20 protein-coding genes and 1 other RNA gene are annotated in these 21,344 nt (G+C 60.7%); 7 read left to right on the top strand and 14 right to left on the bottom strand.

Annotation, left to right across the window (positions count from 1 at the left end; all coding sequences use genetic code 11):
* The 8 genes from A3714_RS07595 to A3714_RS07630 form a co-directional block, all read right to left on the bottom strand.
* Positions 1–2,136: Ig-like domain-containing protein (locus A3714_RS07595; RefSeq protein WP_197463388.1), on the bottom strand; the 2,136-nt coding region annotated here is incomplete at its 3' end.
* 10 nt (positions 2,137–2,146) lie between these two features.
* On the bottom strand, positions 2,147–3,511 hold the full coding sequence (locus tag A3714_RS07600; protein WP_063508382.1) for an OmpP1/FadL family transporter: 1,365 nt from the start codon (positions 3,509–3,511) through the stop codon (positions 2,147–2,149).
* A gap of 255 nt (positions 3,512–3,766) precedes the next feature.
* Positions 3,767–5,368, bottom strand: coding sequence for an iron ABC transporter permease (locus tag A3714_RS07605; protein WP_156493059.1), 1,602 nt, complete (start codon positions 5,366–5,368; stop codon positions 3,767–3,769).
* A gap of 3 nt (positions 5,369–5,371) precedes the next feature.
* The gene (locus A3714_RS07610; protein ID WP_197463389.1) at positions 5,372–6,385 is read right to left on the bottom strand and encodes an extracellular solute-binding protein; all 1,014 of its coding nucleotides are present in this window, start codon (positions 6,383–6,385) and stop codon (positions 5,372–5,374) included.
* A gap of 129 nt (positions 6,386–6,514) precedes the next feature.
* Positions 6,515–7,768 (bottom strand): FAD-dependent monooxygenase, encoded by a 1,254-nt coding sequence (locus A3714_RS07615; RefSeq protein WP_231866145.1) that lies wholly within the window; start codon positions 7,766–7,768, stop codon positions 6,515–6,517.
* Positions 7,769–8,027: 259 nt separating this feature from the next.
* Positions 8,028–9,209, bottom strand: a complete 1,182-nt coding sequence (locus A3714_RS07620; RefSeq protein WP_063510112.1) for an FAD-dependent monooxygenase — start codon at positions 9,207–9,209, stop codon at positions 8,028–8,030.
* 208 nt (positions 9,210–9,417) lie between these two features.
* Positions 9,418–10,734 (bottom strand): Xaa-Pro aminopeptidase, encoded by a 1,317-nt coding sequence (gene pepP / locus A3714_RS07625; protein WP_063510113.1) that lies wholly within the window; start codon positions 10,732–10,734, stop codon positions 9,418–9,420.
* 35 nt (positions 10,735–10,769) lie between these two features.
* Positions 10,770–11,354 carry a UPF0149 family protein gene (locus tag A3714_RS07630; RefSeq protein ID WP_062815331.1) on the bottom strand — a complete coding sequence of 195 codons (585 nt, stop codon included), beginning with the start codon at positions 11,352–11,354 and terminating at the stop codon, positions 10,770–10,772.
* A gap of 249 nt (positions 11,355–11,603) precedes the next feature.
* Between A3714_RS07630 and A3714_RS07635 the strand changes: the two genes are divergently transcribed.
* The 4 genes from A3714_RS07635 to A3714_RS07650 all read left to right on the top strand — a co-directional run bounded on the left by A3714_RS07635 (position 11,604) and on the right by A3714_RS07650 (position 13,287).
* Positions 11,604–11,816, top strand: coding sequence for a TIGR02449 family protein (locus tag A3714_RS07635; protein WP_035246082.1), 213 nt, complete (start codon positions 11,604–11,606; stop codon positions 11,814–11,816).
* A gap of 51 nt (positions 11,817–11,867) precedes the next feature.
* Entirely contained in the window at positions 11,868–12,179 is a 312-nt protein-coding gene (locus A3714_RS07640) for a cell division protein ZapA (protein ID WP_062815330.1), read from the top strand.
* 277 nt (positions 12,180–12,456) lie between these two features.
* Positions 12,457–12,640: non-coding RNA, 6S RNA (gene ssrS / locus A3714_RS07645), on the top strand.
* Between the two features lie 65 nt (positions 12,641–12,705).
* Positions 12,706–13,287, top strand: a complete 582-nt coding sequence (locus A3714_RS07650; RefSeq protein ID WP_063510114.1) for a 5-formyltetrahydrofolate cyclo-ligase — start codon at positions 12,706–12,708, stop codon at positions 13,285–13,287.
* Here the strand turns inward: A3714_RS07650 and A3714_RS17725 are convergent.
* Positions 13,268–13,417: a hypothetical protein gene (locus A3714_RS17725; RefSeq protein ID WP_156478221.1), complete on the bottom strand. Its 150-nt coding sequence runs from the start codon at positions 13,415–13,417 to the stop codon at positions 13,268–13,270. The two genes, A3714_RS07650 and A3714_RS17725, sit on opposite strands and share 20 nt — an antisense overlap.
* 293 nt (positions 13,418–13,710) lie before the next feature.
* Positions 13,711–15,234 carry a threonine ammonia-lyase, biosynthetic gene (gene ilvA / locus A3714_RS07655; RefSeq protein WP_255357597.1) on the bottom strand — a complete coding sequence of 508 codons (1,524 nt, stop codon included), beginning with the start codon at positions 15,232–15,234 and terminating at the stop codon, positions 13,711–13,713.
* A 151-nt stretch (positions 15,235–15,385) separates the two neighbouring features.
* Between ilvA and rpiA the strand changes: the two genes are divergently transcribed.
* Positions 15,386–16,039: a ribose-5-phosphate isomerase RpiA gene (rpiA, locus tag A3714_RS07660; RefSeq protein ID WP_063510115.1), complete on the top strand. Its 654-nt coding sequence runs from the start codon at positions 15,386–15,388 to the stop codon at positions 16,037–16,039.
* Between the two features lie 68 nt (positions 16,040–16,107).
* On the opposite strand, the gene A3714_RS07665 is transcribed toward rpiA, so the two are convergent.
* Positions 16,108–16,611 carry a hypothetical protein gene (locus A3714_RS07665; RefSeq protein WP_063510116.1) on the bottom strand — a complete coding sequence of 168 codons (504 nt, stop codon included), beginning with the start codon at positions 16,609–16,611 and terminating at the stop codon, positions 16,108–16,110.
* A 106-nt stretch (positions 16,612–16,717) separates the two neighbouring features.
* Positions 16,718–17,668, bottom strand: coding sequence for an alpha/beta hydrolase (locus A3714_RS07670; RefSeq protein ID WP_063510117.1), 951 nt, complete (start codon positions 17,666–17,668; stop codon positions 16,718–16,720).
* A gap of 112 nt (positions 17,669–17,780) precedes the next feature.
* On the opposite strand from A3714_RS07670, the gene A3714_RS07675 reads away from it, so the two are divergent.
* A complete protein-coding gene (locus A3714_RS07675; protein ID WP_063510118.1) occupies positions 17,781–18,431 on the top strand; it encodes a flavin reductase family protein in 651 nt (216 codons plus the stop codon).
* A gap of 75 nt (positions 18,432–18,506) precedes the next feature.
* Positions 18,507–18,935 (top strand): META domain-containing protein, encoded by a 429-nt coding sequence (locus A3714_RS07680; protein WP_063510119.1) that lies wholly within the window; start codon positions 18,507–18,509, stop codon positions 18,933–18,935.
* 63 nt (positions 18,936–18,998) lie between these two features.
* On the opposite strand, the gene fba is transcribed toward A3714_RS07680, so the two are convergent.
* A complete protein-coding gene (gene fba, locus A3714_RS07685) occupies positions 18,999–20,063 on the bottom strand; it encodes a class II fructose-bisphosphate aldolase (protein WP_062815323.1) in 1,065 nt (354 codons plus the stop codon).
* An 83-nt stretch (positions 20,064–20,146) separates the two neighbouring features.
* Positions 20,147–21,310 carry a phosphoglycerate kinase gene (locus tag A3714_RS07690; protein WP_063510120.1) on the bottom strand — a complete coding sequence of 388 codons (1,164 nt, stop codon included), beginning with the start codon at positions 21,308–21,310 and terminating at the stop codon, positions 20,147–20,149.
* Between the last annotated feature and the right edge of the window lie 34 nt (positions 21,311–21,344).

Below are 21,344 nucleotides of genomic sequence, written 5' to 3' on the forward strand. Positions count from 1 at the left end.
AAAGACCAGGCGACGATTGCCCACCTCCAACTTGCCGGTCACACCCGCCTCACAGCGGTATTTGCGTTTGCCATCTTCGTCATAGCGCAGCGGGCGACCCGTGGCCGGGTCCAGCTCCACCTTTTCCACCCGGAAGCTGCCCACGTCACAGGCATTGGTATTTTCAAAGACCACCGATTCCGCGTCGATATCCCGGGAGAAATTCACCCGGATAGCACGATCTGCCGGCAGCGAGGGCACCGGATTGCGGTCGTCTTCCACCTTGCCGCCCTGGCAGAAACCATGGTTCCCCGCTTCGATTTCCCAGTGCGCCTTGTCGGCGGCACAGGGGAAGCCCGGATAGCTGGTCAGCACGATGGGGGGCGCCAGGTCCCCCACCTGCTGAGGCAGATTAAAGGAAGCATTGACCGGAACCGCCGGGTTGCCGGCCAGGTCGGTGACCCGGGAGCTGACCATGGCGGTATAGCTCTCGCCGAATGCCAACGGAGCAACCGGGCGCATCACCAGGGAGGCGCCATCCAGATACCAGTCCACCGCCACATGGCTGCCATCCTGTTGCAGGCCGAAGGTGTCGCCGGCGCTGAGGCTGGACGGATCCAGGGGCTCATCGAAATTGAGGATCACCGCATCGCCGGGACGGGCGCTCAGCGCTGTGCCCGACTCGTCCACGGCGGGGACCATGGACTGCAATTGTGGTGCGGTCATATCCGGCACCGGTTGCGGCGCGTTCTCCTGATCCTCGTAGGACTTCATATGGAAGCTGAGCAGCCCAAAGGCGGTTTCCTGGCCCAGGACTTTCGGCTCCACGATACCCACCGCATCAATTTCCATGCGGCCCTCTTTTACCAGCGCCATGCCATTGAGTTCCACATGCAGCAGGGTCTGGCTGAGGGCGCCGTTGGCCTCCGGGTTTTCCGCCGTCATGGACACATCCATGTACAGCTTCACCTGCTTGGGCGCTTCATGGGCATCACTGTAGGGGTTGGGCAACAGGTAACCGGACGCATCCGACAGGAAGGTCACCGCGATGGCGCCGGTGTCGATGCCCGCCGCCACTTCCCCCGCCACCTTGACGGTCACATTGGTGCCGGTGAGCAGGCTGTTGCGGGGAATCCGCAGTGGCGATACCTGCGGATAATTCGGCAGGTAGGCCAGCTCCGCGAACACATCGCCGGTCTGCATGGTCGCATCCTTGTCGCCCAGCAGGGTGGACTGGATCGGCACACAGTTCATGGTGGCGCCGGTAAGCTTGGCCACCAGGGCATCCGGAGCATTGCACGGGTCGTTCTGGTCCTCACTGGCGCTCAGGGCTTCCTGCACCAGGGTCGCGCGGGGCATGGAATCCCGGGCGGTCCAGCTCTGCTCGAACCCGCCAGTGAGCTGGGCCTGATCCACACCCCGTACCGACGGGGTGAATTTCAGGGTGTACCGCTGTCCCGGGCTCAGATCCTGCAGAGGATCAATGGTCACCGCATTGCCTTTGACCAGCAGCGCAGCGGGCACGGTATCGCCCTCGTGCTCCAGTTCCACGGAAGCCCCACCGTCGGTGTCGCCATATTGCATGGTTCCCGGGTCAAGCATCTGGTTGAAGCGCACCCGCAGGGTGGAAAAGTCCATGAAGGGCAGCGCATTGCCGTCCGGGATCACCTGGCTCACGGCCAGATCCGGCGTGGCCATCCGGGTGGACAGGGGGCCGTCATGACTGAGGCGTGTGACGAAATCCAGGCCACCATCCGGGAACACCGGACTGCCCTGGGTCGTTTCGATGCCGTCGATCACCAAGCGGTAATGGCTGTGGCTCTGCAGCGGGCTCTGCGGCTGCAGCATCACGCCCATGCCGCCATCCAGCGATTGCGGGTCACCCAGGGCCACCTGGTTATCTCCCGTGTCCTCACAGGCGTCGCCCAGCTGGCCACAATCGAGCAGGGTAAAGTGACTGGCATCCACCGCCATGGCGTGGGAAAACCGCAACACCAGCGGCGTTTTTGGTGACAGGCTCTGCTGCCCGTCATAGGGATAGCTGTAATACACTTCCGCCTGCTGCCAACCGGCAATGGACGGGGTATCTCCGGCATCTCCCCCACAGGCGGCCAGGGTCGCCGCCGCGGCGGCCAGCCATACATGTCTTGTTGTCATCGCCGATCTCCTAGAATTTCAGGGTGATGGAGCCGGAAAACACGTGTACGTCCCCTTCCGCGTCCACACTTTCGTAGGGTTGCGGGAAGGACGGTGAGCGGCGGTCGTAGAGGTCAAAGGTGCGGGTTTCCAGCTTCTGGTACTGGTAAGCCAGATCCAGACGCACCGGGAACGCCAGCACCGGCACCGATTTGTACTGGGCAGTGAGCCCCAGCCCCAGGATCCACTTGTCGGTATCCAGGTAGTTCACTTCCAGGGAGCCGTCGGAATCCAGCGGCGATTCGCTGAAGGCCACGCCACCGGTGACCATGTAGGTGTTATCCAGGTGGAATTCGCCACCCAGCCGGGGCACCACGATGTCCTTGAACTTCAGCTCATAGGGGGTGCCTTTGTACTGCACCGCCTGATCCTTGATGGTGTCGCCTTCCAGCTCTTCTTCCAGCCGTGACCATTCCTGCATTTCCACGGTCAGGCCCACCCGCCAACGATCACGCCCGTAGGCCAGACCGGCGGCATAGATGTTCGGCTGGTAGGAATCCACGGTGCTGATGGCCAGATTGATACCCGGATCCAGCACAGTGCCGGGAATGGTGATGGTGGAATCCACCGTGGTGTTGGTGTTGGAGTAACCCCGGAAACTGAAGGCAGTCTCCAGACCGCTGTACCAGCAATCGTTGCCGTCACCACAGAAGCTCTCCCCCCAGTCCATGTTCATGCCGAAGATCGGACGAATGGAGGGCTTGGCTGACACGTTAAGCGTCTCATAGCTGGTCACCCCGCCCAGGGTGGAGGTGGCCACCAGCTCCGCTTCCGAGTGAAGCGTGATGCGGGCGGACAGGCCCATATCCAGGCCACGCCAGATCTGCGTGCCGCCGCCCAGATTCAGGAACAGGGGCTGACGACCGAATTCGAAGTACTGGCCCTCAACGGAGGTCTGGGAATTGAACGCCATCATTTCCTCGCCGTACTTCTCTACTCCCAGCATGAATCCCAGGTACAGGGGGTGGTTGAAGCGGGTCAGCGAGGACAGGTCGGTTTTCATGCCCAGCAGAGTGTGCTGGGAAGGCGAATCCTGCAGCGTATCGCTGCTGCGCGGCAGCGGCGCGGCGCCACCCAGGCTGCTTGCGCGCAGTTCATGGTCCGCATGCAATAACCCGGTGGTCAGCTCGCCCCGATCATCCTGGGCCAGGTAGGCCGGATTGTAGTAAGTGGCGGAGACCTGGCTGTTGAACAAGGACAGGGCCTGGGCAGACGCCAGATCCGACGGCAACACCCCGTAGGTGGTACCGATGTTGCCCATGCTGGCCATGGCCGGCGAGATACACACCACCCCAACGCCCGCCACAACCGCAGGCAGCAGTTTTCGCATTGTCATGAAGCTCTCCAAAAAGACGCGCCCGTACCGGGGCTATTGTTATTTTCGATTTGCATACACAGTTATGTGCGCAAAAAGTTGGCATTAACGTACCAACTTTCCTTCACGAATACATCACAGGAAATGGCTACACCGTCACCAAATTTACATATATACACAAAAAGAAACGTTACGATATCGGAACAGCTAGGGAGATGTTCGTAGCTTTTTCGAGGAAGTTAGGCCATTTGCAGGATGCAATAGCCGACAGGACCATCAGCCCTGGGGGGAATCCAGTCGCTCGGCGCGTCGACGGGTCAGCACCATCACCGGAATCAACCCCAACAGCACCAGGGTCAGCGCCGGGGCGGCAGCCCGTTGCCACTCCCCCTCGGCGGTCAACTCGTAAATCCGGACTGCCAGGGTGTCCCAGCCGAAGGGGCGCAGCAGCAGGGTGGCCGGCATTTCCTTCATCACATCAATGCCCACCAACAGCAACGCGGTGAGCAGGCCCGGCAACATCATCGGCACATAGACCCGACGGCCCACTTCCGCGGAGGATGCCCCCAGGGTACGGGCCGCCTCCACCAGGCTGGGACGCACCTGCTGGAGGGCGTTTTCCACCGGACCGAAACCCACCGCCATGAAGCGCACTACATAGGCCAGCAACAATGCCGCCAGGGTACTGACCAGCACGATGCCCAGCCCCAGGTCCCCCAGCCAGCCCTCTACCGCACTGAAGCTGATCATGATGCCCACCGCCAGCACCGACCCTGGCAAGGCGTAGCCCAGCGTCGCCAAGCGCACGGCCACGGACACGGACCGTGACGGCTGATGCCGCTTCACCCAGGCCAGCCAGCCGGCCAGACTCAGCACCAGCAGGGCGGCCATGGTCCCGAGCAGGAAGGTCCGCCAGATCAGATTGAGGAAACGGGCATCCACCTGCATCAGGCCGTTGTCGATCACCCAGTAGAGCAGGCGGCTGACCGGCAGCAGGAAGGCCATGAACAACACGGAAAAGGCAAACAGCGTCACCCCCCAGGCCAGCCGCGGACGACTGCGCAGGGTCTGCCGCCCACCAATTTCACTGTAGCGGGCACGGCTGCGGCCGCGCCGTTCCAGCCACAGGGCCACCACCACAAACAGCAATAGCAGGGAGGCGAGCTGGGCGGCAGCCTGCAGGTTGAACAGGCCGTACCAGCTCTTGTAGATGGCCGTGGTGAAAGTATCGAAGTTGAAGATGCTGACCGCACCGAAGTCCGCCAGGGTTTCCATCAACGCCAGGGCCAGCCCGGCAGCAATACCGGGCCGCGCCATGGGCAGAGCCACCCGCAAGAACGCGGAGGAGGCCGTATCCCCCAGGATACGGGCCTGCTCCAGCACCGCCCGGCCCTGAGCCTCGAAGGCCAGCCGGGCGAGCATGTAGACATAGGGATAGAGCACCAGGGACAGGGTGATCACCACCCAGAGGGGATGGCGGGCACTGAAGTCGGGCAGCATCGGCAGCCACTGGCGCAGAAAGGTCTGGATGGGGCCGGCGTAATCCAGCAAGTCCACCATCACGAAAGCGAGAACATAGGCGGGCATGGCCATGGGCAGCAGAAGCGCCCATTGCAGCCAGCGGCGTCCGGGGAATTCCAGGGTGGCCACACACCAGGCCAGGGACACGCCGAGCAGCAGCACCCCGGCGGACACCCCCACCATCAGGAACAGGGTGTTGCCCACCAGCCGCCACAGCACCGTGTCGAGCAGGTGCTGCCAAGTGGCCCACTGCTCCTGCTGCCAGGCGGCCAGCAGGACCACAATGGGCACCAGCACCAGCAAGGCCAGCAGCAGAACGCTGGCTCCGCTGGCGGACAGGGCTCCCCGGGTTCGCACCGGTTAGCGGTACCCGGCGCGGTCCATCAGTTTGACCGCATCCACCTGCAAGGCACCGGCCACACTGACGTTGAGATCATCCGACTGGAATTCCCCCCAGGAAGCCACCTCTTCGGCGGGCTCCACGGCGGCATTCACCGGGTACTCCATATTGCGGTCGGCCAGCAGTTTCTGGGCTTCCGGCTGGCTCATCCACTCCAGCAGGTCGCGGGCCTTTTCCGGTCGCGGCGCATGGCGGGTGATGCCCGCGCCGGAGATGTTCACATGCACGCCGCTGGAATCCTGGTTGGCCCAGAACAGGGACAGGGGCAGCTGCGGGTTATCCTGCTTCATGCGGCCAAAGTAGTAAGTGTTTACTATGCCCACATCGCACTGACCGGCCACGATGGCTTCCATCAGAGCCGTGTCGTTGGAGAACACGTCGGTGGCCAGATTCGCCACCCAGCCGCGCACGATTTCCTCGGTTTTTTCCTCGCCCAGGCGCTGGATCATGGTTGCTACCAGGGACTGGTTGTAGACCTTCTTGGAGGTGCGCAGACAAAGACGCCCCTTCCACTCCGGGTCGGCCAGGGCTTCATAGCTGGACAGGGCGGCCGGATCAACGCGCTCGGGGGAATAAACCAGGGTGCGGGCCCGCACGGTCAGACCGAACCAGCGGTTCTCCGGGTCGGTCAGTTCCGCCGGCACATTGGCGGCCAGCACCTGGGAGTCCAGGGGTTGCAGCAGGCCCTTGTCCGCCGCATTCCACAGGTTACCGGCATCCACCGTGATCAGCATATCCGCGGGGGAACGCTCACCCTCCGCCTGCAAACGGGCGGTCAGGGCGGCGGCGTTGTCAGTGATATAGCGGATTTTCACCCCGGTAGCCTCGGTGTAGGCATCGAATACCGGCTTGATCAAATGGTCATTGCGCGAGGTATAGACCACCAGCTCTTCTTCAGCGGCGGGTTCGGAACAGGCCCACAGGCCGGTAAGCATGACAGCGGCGGCAGCCACAGTGGCAATGGCTCGCATCATAGCGGACTCCATAAATGCACAAGGAAACAAGAATGATTCTTAATTGGGCGGCAAGTATGGCAGGAATTTATGCCAAGCTCTAGAGCCTGTCGGCACTATTTGCCGCGCCCCTGCGACCGTTCAATACCCTCAAGCCCGGGGCCGCGCCCGAACCGGTAAGTCGGCGCCCCGCCCCATGGCCTGGCTGGCAAACAGACGCTTGAGTGGCCCGGCCTGATTGACCCAGCGCATGCCAGTATTGCGCAACCAGCGCACCGGCAGGGCCCGCTGCTCGAACAACTGCTGAAACCCGCGCATGGCGTTCTGCATGAGCAGATTCTCGCCACGGCGACGACGCTGGTAACGGGCCAGGGCCGCACTGTCGGCACAGGACCGCCCGCTTTGTGTGGCACGCTCCACCTCTTCTGCCAGCACCGCCGCATCCAGCAGGCCCAGGTTCACGCCCTGTCCGGCCAGCGGATGTATTACATGGGCGGCATCGCCCACCAGTGCCAACCCGGCTGCCACATAGCTGCTGGCATGCCGCTCCTGAATGGGAAACACCGCCCGCTCGCTGAGCAGGGTCACTTCACCCAGCGCCTCGCCCGTGGCCGCCTGCAGTTCGGCCGCAAAATCCGCCGGCGCCGCTTCCCGCAGCCGGGCAATCCGCTCCGGCCAGCCAGACCAGACGATGGAACACTGCCGCTGTTCACCCTGTTGCGGGTCACTGTAAAGCGGCAGCAACGCCAAGGGGCCGGATTCCATGAATACCTGACGGGCACAGGCGTTATGGGGCAAGGCAGTGGCGATGGTCGCCACCAGCGCATGGTGACCGCTGTCACGGGCGCCACCACTGATACCGGCCCAGTCACGGACCCGGGAGCGGGCGCCATCGGCACCCACCAGCAGATCTGCCTGCCATTGCTCATCGCCCGCACGGACCTGCCAGCGCCCCTCTTCACGGCGCGCCCCTTCAACGGCCACCCCACAGCGCCAATGCAGGTTCGGGTAGTCCGCCGCACGGCGGTACAGGGCGGCCGCCAGGTGGCCATTCTCCAGCAACCAGCCCAGGGATTGCGCTCCCACTTCCCGGGCGCGGAACAACACTTCACCGGTGCCATCCTGATCCCAGACCTGCATGGCGTCGTAGGGCTGCACCCGGCTCATGTCCAGGTACTCCCAGACACCACTGTTCTGCAGCAGCCAGTGACTGGCCTCGGTGAGCGTGGACACCCGCAACTGGGCCGGGCCGGTCGGCATCACTGGCGCCGGCGCACCATCCAGCACCGTCACGGTCAGCCCCTGCTCCGCCAGCAACACCGCCAGCAAGCCCCCGGTCATGCCACCGCCGACAATGACGATGTGTTGTTTTTCGCTTGCAGGCGACACGCTATTGGGTTGCACGCTTTGTCCTCACGTTTTCAGGTGCTTTGAGTTGAAAGTTCAAAGTTTAAAGTTGAAACACGACGCTCGTTTAGTGCCAGCCGAGCGGCGCTTCCCCCGCGTCCATACATGACAGGGAAAAGATTAAAAGCAAGGTCCAACCTTGGCGCCTCATTGCTACGGTGCATTCTACGGGTCTTGCGGCGCGGCGTTGACGCAAATCGTGTGGCTACAAGTTTCGCTCGCGTTTCAACTTTAAACTTTGAACTTTCAACTGCTTTCACAAGCCCATGGCCCGCCGCGCAAACCCCTGCCGCAGACCGGGCAGGATATCCATGGCCACCAGCCCCAGCTGTCGGCTGTGGGCGAACAACGGCTGCTGCACCCGGAACAGCTCGGGTACCCAGCGGGAGGCCTGGCTGATCAGGGCCTGGTCCTGTTCCCGGCGTTGCACGTATTGCTGCAACAGGGACAATGCACCCGGTGCCGGGGCAGCGCCAACGGTGCTGGCCAACTGCACCAGATCGCGCACGGTCAGGTTGAAACCCTGCCCCGCTACCGGGTGCAAGGTATGGGCAGCATTGCCCACCACCACCCCATAGGGAACCGCCTGGGCACAGGCATGGGTCAGCACCAGCGGGTAACGCTGGCGTTCGCCGATACCGGTCAGCCGCGGCGCATCCGCCGGGCATTGCTCCTGCAACCGGGCAAGCAATGCCTCGGGCTCCATGGCCATCCAGGTATCCACCTGATCACGGGGGCCGGTCCAGACCAGGGCAAAACGGCGATCCGGCAGCGGCAACAGGGCCAATGGCCCATCGTTGAGGAAACGCTCGTAGGCAATGCCCTGGTGATCGCTGGCCAGGGACAGATTGGCAATCAGGGCGTCGTGGCCGGTGTCGCTGCTCCGGGCACTGACCCCCAGCCATTCGCGGGTCCGTGACCCGGCACCATCAGCGGCGATCAATAACGGCGTGGTCAGGGTGCGGCCGCTTTCCAGGGTGGCCTGGTAGCCATCGTCCAGACGGCGAATGGCGCTGAGCCGTTCCGGGGCCAACACCTCAATGGCGGCATCCGCGTACAGGGCCCGCAACAACACAAACCCCAGCCAACGGTTTTCCACCACCGCCCCCAGCGCCGGCACTCCTTCTTCGCTGGCGCGCAGACGGGTGATGCCGAGCCGGGAGCGGCGCGAGACATGCACGGTATCGATATGGGCAGCGTGTTCGCGAATGGCCTCGCCCAATCCCAACGCATCCAGCACCTCCAGGGTGCCTGCAGACAGGGCGGTGCTGCGGGCATCGAAACTGGGCGTCAGCGGCGGTTCATCGGGCAAGGTCAACGGATGACTTTCCACCAGCGTCACGGCAGCAGCGCCATGATGACGCAACAACAACGCCAGCAACGCCCCGGCCATGCCACCGCCGACGATAACGATGGGTTGATTTTCGCTGCTCTCCATACGCCCTATCCGTAGGGCGGAAATTCCTGCAAGGAATCTCCGCCATCAATGCCCCAACCCTTTTAGTTGAAAGTTAAAAGTTCAAAGTTGAAAAGCGCGAACCAGGGTTTTATGGGCCCGAAGTCAGTACCCGCGCACCAGCGCGGAGTGCCAATCGCCAGACACAACACAAAGATGTCCTCGCGTTTTAACTTTCAACTTTAAACTTTCAACTGCCTTTCATGATCTTTTCAATGTCCGCCACTTCCTTGGGCACCTCGTGGGTCAGCACATCACAGCCGTCCCGGGTTACCACCACATCGTCCTCAATGCGGATCCCGATGCCTCGCCACTGCTCGTCCACGCTGTCGTCGTCCGGCGCCACATAGAGTCCCGGTTCCACGGTCAGTGCCATTCCCGGCTCCAGTTGCCGCCACTGGTCCTGCACCCGATAGTCGCCCACATCATGCACATCCAGACCCAGCCAGTGACCGGTGCGATGCATGAAGAAACGCCGGTAGCCTTCGGTTTCCACCAGCTCGTTGAACTCCCCCTTGAGCAGGCCCAGATCCAGCAACCCCTGGGTGAGGATATGCACCACTTTTTCGTGGGGCACATTCCAGTGATTATCCGGATGGGTGGCCGCGATGGCGGCGTGCTGACTGGCCAGAACCAGTTCGTAAAGGGCCTGCTGGGGCTTGCTGAATGCGCCATTCACCGGGAAGGTACGGGTAATGTCCGAGGCGTAGTGTTCCAGCTCGCAACCGGCATCCACCAGCACCAGGTCGCCGTCTTTCAGTTTCTGGCTGTTTTCGATGTAGTGCAGGATGCAACCGTTGGCGCCGCCACCGACAATGCTCGGGTAGGCCGGGCTACGCGAGCCGTGGCGCATGAATTCGTGGATATATTCCGCTTCCAGCTGATACTCCATCATGCCCGGCTTCACCGTCTGCATGGCCCGCACATGGGCGCCGGCAGAAATACTGGCAGCGCGGCGCATCAACTTGATTTCGGCAGCGCTCTTGAACAGACGCATGTCGTGAAGATGGTGCGCCAGGGCAACGAATTCCCCGAGTGGCTGGGCACCGGAGCGGACCCGCTCACGGATACTGTTGACCCAGCCCATCAGACGACGATCGAATTCCGCATCGTGACCCAGGTCGTAATAGACCCGCTCACGGCCCTCGATCAAGCCCGGCAGGATCTCGTCGATATCACCGATGGGGAACGCATCATCCGCATCAAAATCCGTCACGGCCCCATCGGGGCCGGCCCGGTAGCCGTTCCAGATTTCCATGGCGCGGTCGCGCTCGCGGCAGAACAGCACATACTCGCCGTGCTCCCGGCCCGGCAACAGCACCATGATCGCCTCCGGTTCGCCAAACCCGGTCAGGTACCAGAAGTCACTGTTCTGCCGATAGGGGTATTCCACATCCCGGTTACGGGTGCGTTCCGGGGCCGCCGGCAGGATGGCAATGCTGTTGGGCCCCATGATGCCCATCAGTTCCTGGCGGCGACGGGCGAATTCCTGGCGGTTGATACTCAAGAGCTCTCCTTAATGTGGCGGCGCTAACAGCGTAATCAGTGTCGGGTCGGTGGCGTCTGCGGTGCCGGTGCCGGCTTGCCCTGATGGCGCATGACCAGCTCAGTGTAAATCATCAGCGCCGCCATCCGGCAGTGCTCGGCCACCTGCTCGAACATGTCTTCCTCTTCATCGCCGTCGTTTTCCGGGGTCGCCACCTGGCTGATCGCTGCCAGGTCGGAGAGAGCTTCCTGGATGCCCGGTGACAGATCCTTGTCGTGGGTATTGGCAGACCCGGTGCCGAACCCCACCAGAAAGCCCTCGCACCACTGGGCCACCGCCGCTACCCGCAGGCCCAGCTCCTCTTCATCCCCGGGCAGCAACAGGGCCAGGTCCAGGCCGGTGCCCTGAAACCCGTCGTGAAGCTGATCTCGCAATGTAAGCAGTGCCGCCGAGAGGGCACCGTCAAAGCCGCCATCAATATCCGCATGGGCCGCCAGCACACCAAGCACTTCCTGGTCCTGGCCACCATGGCCGGTGGCCAACAGCCCCGCCAGCACGCCTTGCAATTCACTGGGAGAGTGGGCCACGCCGGCTGCCGCCAGCCCCTGGGCCAGGACTTCAAAATCGATCAGGTTGGACATGCATCTATCCGTTTTTCGGGGAATTGGAGGTTATGCTCAGGCAGCCTGTGAATAATGTGCGCTAAGTGGCTACCACTATTGAATTTCGTTGACCCTTGCAAACCCCACACCTATAGTTGAAACAACCTCTAATCCGGGTGGGAATGCCATTGCCGGAAAATACCGGCAGGGTGAGGGCCAATCACTGGCTCCATGGGAACGCCGGGCCGCGAAAGGCCCACACCTTAGGCGAACAGCGTACATTTTGCCATGACGACGGAACAACAACTACGGCAACTGGAAGCCCGCGTCGATGACCTGCTGCGCATCAGTGCGCGCCTGCGTCAGGAAAACCAGTCCTTGCATGAGCGCGAGGCCAAGCTGGTGGAGGAACGGGCACAGCTGCTGAAAAAAAACGATGTGGCTCGCAACAAGGTCGAAGCCATTATTTCTCGTCTGAAATCCCTGGAGCAGGAGTCCTGAGCGTGGCATCCTGCCTGACACTGATCCACAGCCAATGCGGTGCCCTCGGCCATGTCTAACGAAAACTCCCTGGTGATTCATCTACTGGACAAGGAGTATCGCGTCGCCTGCCCGTCCGGTGAACAGGACAATTTGCTGGCCGCCGCCCGCTATCTGGACAAGCAATTGCGGGAAGTCCGTGACGCCAATGTGATCGGCCTGGAACGCATTGCCATCATGACAGCTCTGAACATGAGCCACGAACTGCTCAACGCCCGCAAGGCGGTGTCCGAGGACTCCGAGAGCGAAGCCCGGGTCCAGGCCCTGCTCAGCCGCCTGGAAGACGAAATCCAGGCCTTCGAAGACGCCCGCCGGAAGCTTTAATACACACTTCACTTTCTACAAGGCTCCTGTAGGAGCACCTCTCGAGGTGCGAACCCGAGCCCAAGCGAGGGAAGGGGCCCGACCAACCCGCATTCCTTTCTGGAAAGACCTGTCGATCCCCGGCATCCCTGATCGCCCTGCGGGCGATTTCCACGCTGACGCGTGGTTCGTCCCCTGGAAGGGAACTCCTACAGCGACTCCGAGTAAAGGGCCAACGAAATCCCTTTCCTGTCAAGTCCTGACCTGGCCCCGACACCCCTGTTATACTGCACGCGAGTGTTTCCTGGCCCGTTCGCCAGAGGGTCATGTCCCCGAGCCGATAATGTAATACCCGGGGGCAAACATTACCTTGCCTGTGTGCATGTCCGCCTATTGAGCGGAAAGCCTGAAGGTGGGGTTGCTGCCTCCACCTTGAACCTACGGTTCAAGGGTCAAGCCCGCAGCGGCGGACCGGGAAGCACCCTTTCTATTTCCTCTTGAGTCGATGATGTCAGAATCGACGACCCAAGCTTAGTCTGGCCCGCCCATGACCGCAGCCTTGCGGCGGCAATTGCGCCGCCAGTTCCGACAGCAACGCCGATCACTGACTCCCGGGCAACGCCGCCGGGCCAGCCTTCGTTTCGGCCGCCGACTGGATCAGGCATTGGGCCATCGCCCTGCCCGCCACCTGGCGCTGTATCTGGCCAACGACGGCGAACTGGATCTGCGACCCGCTCTCGGCCACAGCCGCTTCCAACTGGCCACCACCTATCTGCCGCGACTGGACCCGATCCGCCGCGGCCATCTGCAGTTTCGCCTCTGGCAGCGCCACCATCCCATGCGCCCCAACCATTACGGTATCGCTGAACCGGCACACTATTATCGCGGGCGAGCCCTGTGGGCACTGGATGTGATTCTGTTGCCGGCGGTGGCGTTTGACGCTTGCGGCTATCGGCTGGGCATGGGGGGAGGGTATTACGATCGCACCCTGGCGGATCTGCAACGCAGACCGAGGCGGCCCAGGCTGGTGGCCGTGGGCTATGATTTTCAGAAGGTGGGCGAAGGGACCCTACCGGTGGCCCCGTGGGACCAACCGGTAGATCTGACGGTTACTGCTGGATGTGACTGACAACAACACCGGCGCTATCTGCGTAACGTTGGTAATCGTTTTCATTGCCGCCGTGGGTAAGGCTGCTGATCAGCACCCCCAACCCGAATATCACAGCCAGTAGCACCAGGGCGTCCGGCTTCTTTTTCATTGTTTCTATCCCCAAAAAGCGGTACAGCAAAATAAAAAGTGACCCAAAAGTCGTAACAAGAGTGTCACTTTAAACCTATTACGAAATGTAAAATGCCAACCGGGTCAAAATTTGATCACTTTAAGGTGCAAAGTCAAGCAGTTAGCCGGTCTTGCTGACGTTTCTTAACAAAAACCCTCGTTAAGTGCCGTCTGCAAGCCGTTTTGAATGCAATTATTGGTTATGCAACCAGAAAGTCGTGACTCACGGGACATCAACAGGGAATGACATGTCTGTCGCCATTTAGTTCAGGACTAATCAAGAAACAGCCGGTAGGCCGGGTTGTCGCTTTCTTCCACCATGGGATAGGGGACTTTCTTCAGATCCGCCAGCAGCCGGGAGTACTTGCCGGACTCCACCTGAAAGCCCACCAGCACTCGCCCATAGGCCGCGCCGTGGTTACGGTAGTGGAACAGGCTGATGTTCCACTTTTCCCCCAGGGACTGGAGAAACTTCATCAGGGCCCCCGGGCGCTCGGGGAATTCCACCCGGAACAATCTTTCCTGCATGTCCTGGCGAGGGGCGTGCCCCCCTACCATATGGCGGATATGCAACTTGGCCATTTCGTTGCCGCTCATATCCACCACCGGGTAACCACGCTCTTGCAGCTCCGCCATCAGGGCCTGTAGCGCTTCACCACCCGGGCGCAACTGGATGCCCACAAAAATGTTGGCATCCCGGTCATCGCTGTATCGGTAGTTGAACTCGGTGATACCCCGACGACCCAGAGCCTGGCAAAAGGCGCGGAAGGCGCCAGGGCGCTCGGGGATGGTCACCGCCAGAATCGCCTCACGCTGTTCACCCAATTCCGCGCGCTCAGACACATGGCGCAGGCGATCAAAATTCACATTGGCACCGCTCTGGATCGCTACCAGGGTCTGATTTTCCACCTGGTGCTTGGCCACCCAGTTTTTCAGGCCAGCCAGTGCCAGGGCACCGGCGGGCTCGCAGATGGCCCGGGTATCCTCGAAGGCATCCTTGATGGCCGCGCAGATTTCATCCGTGGTGGCGGTAATCACCTCATCCACGTGATGGCGCAGGATCTTGAAGGTTTCCTTGCCGATCTGTTTCACCGCCACACCATCGGCAAACAAACCGACCTCCGCCAGCGTGACACGACGGTTTTTATCCAGTGCAGCCTTCAAACAGGCCGCATCTTCCGGCTCCACGGCAATCACCTTCACATCCGGGCGTACGTATTTCACGTAGGCCGCCACGCCAGCAGCCAGACCGCCACCGCCAACCGGAATAAAAATGGCATCCAGATCCCGGCTCTGCTGTCGCAGGATTTCCATGCCCACGGTGCCCTGGCCGGCGATGACATCCGGATCATCATAGGGGTGCACAAACGTCAGGTTATCGCGGGCTTCCAGTTTGCGGGCATGGGCCAGGGCTTCATCGAAGCTGTCACCATGCAACACGGCCTTGCCACCATGGTTACGCACCGAGTTCACCTTGATATCCGGTGTGGTCCGCGGCATCACGATAGTGGCCTTGATCCCCATGGAACTGGCTGCCAGCGCCAAGCCCTGGGCATGATTGCCGGCGGAAGCACAGATCACTCCATGCTGAAGCTGCTCGTCGGTGAGCTGGCAAAGCTTGTTGTAAGCCCCACGCAGCTTGAAGGAAAACACCGGCTGCAAATCTTCCCGTTTGAGCAATACCCGGTTACCAATACGTTTGGAAATCAACGGCGCTGCATGGATAGGGGTTTCCACCGCCACGTCGTAGACGCGGGATTGCAGTATCCGTTTGACGTATTTGTCCAGCATTGACAGTTCCGGGTTGGTGTTTGGTGCGCAGGAAGGACTAGTCTAGGGGGTGACCGGGATAAATGCGATAGGTCAGCGGCTCTCCAGGGTCGAGTCAACGCCACACCTGCCCTATAATCCCCGCAAAATTCATTGATCGGCATGACAGGACAATTTCATGGACCAGGATGCGCTGAAAAAACAGGTCGCCGAGGCGGCGCTCCGCTTTGTGCCCGAAGGCGAAGTCATTGGTGTGGGCACCGGTTCCACCGCCAACTTCTTCATTGACGGTCTGGCCAGTATCAAAGACCGCATCAAGGGCGCTGTGGCCAGCTCCGATGCCACCGCAGAACGACTGAAGGGACACGGCATTCCGGTATTCTCTCTGAACGACGTGGATTCCCTGCCGGTATATGTGGACGGCGCGGATGAAGTCAACGGTCACCGGGAAATGATCAAGGGCGGTGGCGGCGCGCTCACCCGGGAAAAAATTGTTGCCGCCGTGGCCAGACAGTTCGTCTGTATTGTTGACGGCTCAAAGCAGGTGAAACGGCTGGGGCGCTTTCCGCTGCCGGTGGAGGTCATCCCCATGGCGCGCTCCCACGTGGCCCGCAAACTGGTGGCCCTGGGAGGGCAGCCGGAGTACCGGGAGGGCTTTGTCACCGATAATGGCAATATCATTCTGGACGTTCACAACCTGGATATTCTCAACCCCATCGAGATGGAAGAAAAAATCAATAATATCGTGGGTGTTGTCACCAATGGCCTGTTTGCCAAACGGCCGGCGGATGTGGTCCTGGTAGGAGAAAATGGCAGCGTCAATCAATACTGAAACGCTGTTATTTTGCACAATCAAAAAGGGCCGCATAGAGCGGCCCTTTTTCGTTCCTGGATGGGTGATTAGTCCCAGAAGTTGAACCAGGATTTTTCTTCTGCCTTGCCGTTTCCTTCCGCATTGGCTTCGGCATTGACGGAAGCACCGTCAGTGCTCACATTGGCGCTGGCATTCACGTCTGCCTTGGCAGCGTCTTTCATGTCTTCCGCAGCTTCACGCTCGGCTTCCATGCGCTCTTTCGCCGCTTCGCGCTCGGCTTCTGCACGCTCTTTGGCCGCTTCCTTTTTCGCTTCAGCCTCTTCCTTCATGGCTTCTTTCTTGGCCTTGGCTTCTTCTTTCTTCGCTTCAGCCTGCTCTTTCATGGCTTCCTTGCGTGCCTTGGCGTCTTCCTTCATTTGCTCGGCGTTGGCTTTGGCCGCATCACGCTGATCACGGACAGACTGCTCAGTGGCTTTGGCATCCGCTTCGGCATTAACGGCAGCGTTGATACCTGCGTTCAGGTCAGCGATTGCTGCCTGGCTCATCATTGCAGCACCGGCGGTCATGGCCAGCATCCATTTCTTATCCATGCTTAAGTCTCCTTGAAACAACATTCAAAAGGCATATTGCCAATATGTGACGCTACCATCAGGAAATTCGCGCCGCAGCTCAAGTAACAAAGCGTAAAATCGATAATCAGTCGAGATATTGATCAATAATCGCGAAAATTTTACCGCGAAAGTCTTCATGTTCATTGGCCAGTTGATGGCGGGCACCGGGCAACATATGAATCTGTGGATTCTGAAATTTTTCCTGAATCACTTTCAGGTTATGACGCCAGTCCACGGTTTCGTCCATGTCACCCTGTATCACCACCGGCGACACCTTGATTCGTGATGCTTTTTCAAAACCCGGCAACCATTTTTTCAGCGCAGACACCCACACTGCAGACACTCTCTTGGCCTGTAACGGGTCCTGGTTTTCCAGAAAATCCAGGAAATCCGGATCATTGGAATTGATGGTAAAGACGCGTTTGATGCTGCGGGCAAAAGGGCGGATAAACGTATGCAGCCAACGGGCTGAAGACCATTTGAACGGTCGTACCAGTGGCGCCAGCAGGATGACATGTTCAAAGGGATTGGCATCGCCGTCGCCACGACTGATCAGATAATCCATCACGATCGCCCCGCCGGTACTCTGGGCAATCACATTCCAGGGACGGGGAAAATGGTTATCCGCCAGCGCTAGACATTGTTCAAGCACATCCCGATAGGTCCGAAAGTCATCGATCACGGCCTGGGGGCCGGAACTCAATCCATGGCCGGGCAGATCGTAGGCCAGCACCGCGTAACCCAGCTCCAGTAAATGGCCGATGATATGCCGGTACAGGCCCACATGATCAAAGTAACCATGGCAGACCAGCACCGTGCCCCGCGGCGCCCGGGGGCGCCAGGCATGCACGGACAACTGGTGGCCGGCCGCTTCGAAATAGCCAAAGCCATGTTCCAGATCCGGTAACTGCTCTGCGAAATTCAGACCATAGTAGGCCACATATCGCCGGGTAGACTCACTGAGCGGATCAAACGCCTCCCAGTTAAGCGGCTGCCATTCCTGAACAATGTGATCACGGTCGAAAGGATTTGCCATAGCCGGTAAGAGCCTGTTTCGAGTCTAGTCGTAGTCGCACCGGAGTTCATACAGACCTCCACGGTTTACTCACGGCGACTTCTGATAATACGGCGCCAGGAGGAAGCACACCATGCACCTGACCGCCGATACTCTCAAGGACCTGCCCCGCCAACAGCGGGTCAATCTGATCAACAGCCTGTCCGGCTTCAAGAGCGCCAACCTGCTGGGCACCCGTGCCGCCAATGGCCAGGAAAACCTTTCCATTGTCAGTTCCTGCTTCCATCTTGGCGCGGATCCTGCCTTGCTGGGCATGATCATTCGTCCCCACTCTGTGGACCGCCACAGCCTGGAATACCTGATGGAAACCGGTTTCTACACGCTCAACCAGGTGCATGGGGACATGGTCCCTGCGGCGCATCAGACCGCGGCCCGCTACCCCCGCGACGTGTCCGAGTTTACCGCCACCGGTCTGACCCCGGCCTACCTGCCGGATTTCCCGGCGCCTTTTGTGGAACAGGCCCGCATCCGCCTGGGCATGGTATTGCTGGAGACACACACCCTGCAGGTCAACGATACCGTGATGGTAATCGGTGCCATCGAACATATTCAGCTGCCTGGCTATGCGCTGGGCAGTGACGGCTATGTGGATATCGAAAAGGCGGGCACCGTGGCCCTGTCTGGCCTGGACAGCTACCACCTGACCCACCGCCAGGCGCGCTGGAGCTATGCCAAGCCGGATCAGTCCCTGCGCCGTCTGGATTCGGACCACGATCAGGGCTGAGGGAAACTATCCGCTGCCATTGGGGACTAACCGGGACAGGACGCCCTGATACCGTGCGATCAATAAGGACCCGATATGCAAACACTCAAGCTTTCCCTGCTGGCGGGTGCCGCCCTGACGCTAGCCGCCTGCAGCAGCCACCCCACAGGAACCGATACCATGGTTACTTCCGAGCAACTGCAGGGCAGCGCCTGGCAGGTACAGCGCCTCAACGGTGACCATGTGGGGGATGCCCTCATTACCCTGAACTTTCATGAACCGGGACGACTGGCCGGCAAGGCCGCCTGCAACAACTACATGGCCAGCTACACCCTGGACGAGGACACGTTCACGGTGAAAACCGGCGGCGTCACCATGATGGCGTGCCCCCAGCCGCTGATGGCGCTGGAGCAACAATTTCTGACCGCGCTGGAAGAGGTGACGGCGGGAGATATCAACGAGGACGGGCAACTGGTTCTGCGTGGTGCGGATCAGGTACAGATCGAAGCTACCCGCCAGCCATAATCTCCCCCACGGAAACCAAAAAGCCCCGCAGTGCGGGGCTTTTTTGTGTTTCAGTGCGGTCCGTTACTTGACGCGCGGATCCAGCTCGCCGGCTTCGTAGCGCTGGAACATGCGCTCCAGGCTGATCGGCTTGATCTTGTCCGCATTACCGGCCGTGCCAAACGCTTCGTAGCGGGCAATACAGATATCGCGCATGGCGGTGATGGATTCCTTCAGGTACTTGCGCGGGTCGAACTCGGCCGGGTTATGGGCCAGGAAACGACGAATCGCACCGGTGGACGCCAGACGCAGGTCGGTATCGATGTTCACCTTGCGCACGCCGTGCTTGATGCCTTCCTGAATCTCTTCCACCGGCACCCCGTAGGTCTCGGCAATCTCGCCACCGTACTCATTGATGATGGCCAGCCAGTCCTGCGGCACGGAGGAGGAACCGTGCATGACCAGGTGGGTATCCGGGATGCGCTTGTGGATCGCCTTGATCTGCTCGATGGCCAGAATGTCACCAGTGGGCGGACGAGTGAACTTGTAGGCACCGTGGCTGGTACCGATGGCGATGGCCAGGGCATCCACCTTGGTTTGCTTAACGAAGTCCGCCGCCTCTTCCGGGTCGGTGAGCATCTGATCGTGGCTCAGGGTGCCTTCCGCGCCGATACCATCTTCTTCACCGGCCTGGCCGGTTTCCAGGGAACCCAGGCAGCCCAGCTCACCTTCCACAGACACACCACAGGCGTGGGCCATGGCCACCGCTTGCTGGGTGACGCGCACGTTGTACTCGTAATCCGTGGGGGTTTTGCCGTCCTCGCCCAGCGAGCCATCCATCATCACCGAGGAGAACCCCAGCTGAATGGAACGCTGGCACACGGAGGGGCTGGTGCCGTGATCCTGGTGCATCACCACAGGAATGTGCGGAAATTCTTCGGTGGCTGCCAGAATCAGGTGCCGCAGGAAAGGGGCACCGGCGTATTTGCGGGCGCCAGCGGAGGCCTGCACGATCACCGGGGAATTGGTCTGATCCGCGGCCTCCATGATGGCGCGCATCTGTTCCACGTTGTTCACGTTAAAGGCCGGTACGCCATAGCCATATTCGGCGGCGTGATCCAGCAGCTGTCGCATGCTTACGAGTGCCATTGTCTTTCCCCTTCGTTTCCATGGGCAGCCATGCTGCCCGATTCCTGTTCAGTGGTTTCCCAGACCGGCCATGCGGTCTGTGATCAATCTTTCGCCCGCGCTTCCAGCATGGCGACTGCCGGCAGCACCTTGCCTTCCACAAATTCCAGGAAGGCCCCACCACCGGTGGAGATGTAGCTGACCTTGTCGGTGATACCGTACTTGTCGACGGCGGCCAAGGTGTCACCGCCACCGGCAATGGAGAAGGCATCGGAGTCGGCAATGGCTTCCGCCATTTCCCGGGTGCCCTCACCGAACTGGTCAAATTCGAACACACCCAGCGGGCCGTTCCAGATAATGGTCTTGGCTTCCTTCATCAGCGCCGCCACGATGTGGGCAGTCTGCGGGCCAATATCCAGAATCAGGTCGTCCTCGGCCACATCATCCACCTTCTTGACGGTGGCTTCAGCGGATTCGGCAAATTCCTTGGCGGTGACCACATCCACCGGGATCGGGATATGCACCTTCTCGGCGATCTTCTTCGCCGCCGGGATCAAGTCTTCCTCGTACAGGGACTTGCCCACCGGATGACCGGCCGCGGCCAGGAAAGTGTTGGCGATACCGCCACCCACCACCAGCTGGTCCACCACATCCGACAGGGATTCCAGCACCTCCAGCTTGGTGGATACCTTGGAACCCCCGACAATCGCCACCAGCGGCTTCTCGGGCGCGTTCAGGGCCTTGCCGAGAGCATCCAGCTCATTGGCCAGCAGCGGACCGGCACAGGCGACCGGGGCAAACTTGCCCACACCATGGGTGGACGCCTGGGCCCGGTGTGCGGTGCCAAAGGCATCCATCACATAGATATCACAGAGGGCCGCCATCTTTTGTGACAGCGCCTCGTCATCCTTTTTCTCGCCCTTGTTAAAGCGCACGTTCTCGCACAATACGACCTGGCCTTCTGCCACATCGACGCCGTCCAGCCAGTCTTTCACCAGCGGCACCTCTCGCCCCAGCAGCTTGCCAAGATGGTCGGCCACCGGCTGCAGGGAAAACTCCTCCGCGTACTCCCCTTCCGTGGGACGGCCCAGATGCGACATCAGCATCACTTTGGCTCCCGCCTTCAGGGCGTGCTCGATGGTGGGCAGGGACGCGCGGATACGCGCATCGCTGGTGACCTTGCCGTCCTTCACCGGCACGTTCAGGTCTTCCCGGATGAGAACGCGCTTGCCTGCCAGATCCAGGTCGGTCATGCGTTTGAAGTTCATGTCGTACTTACCTCATTCACGGCCACCCGCATGG

The organism is Alcanivorax sp. HI0007 (genome assembly GCF_001635525.1).
Taxonomy (GTDB): Bacteria; Pseudomonadota; Gammaproteobacteria; order Pseudomonadales; family Alcanivoracaceae; genus Alcanivorax.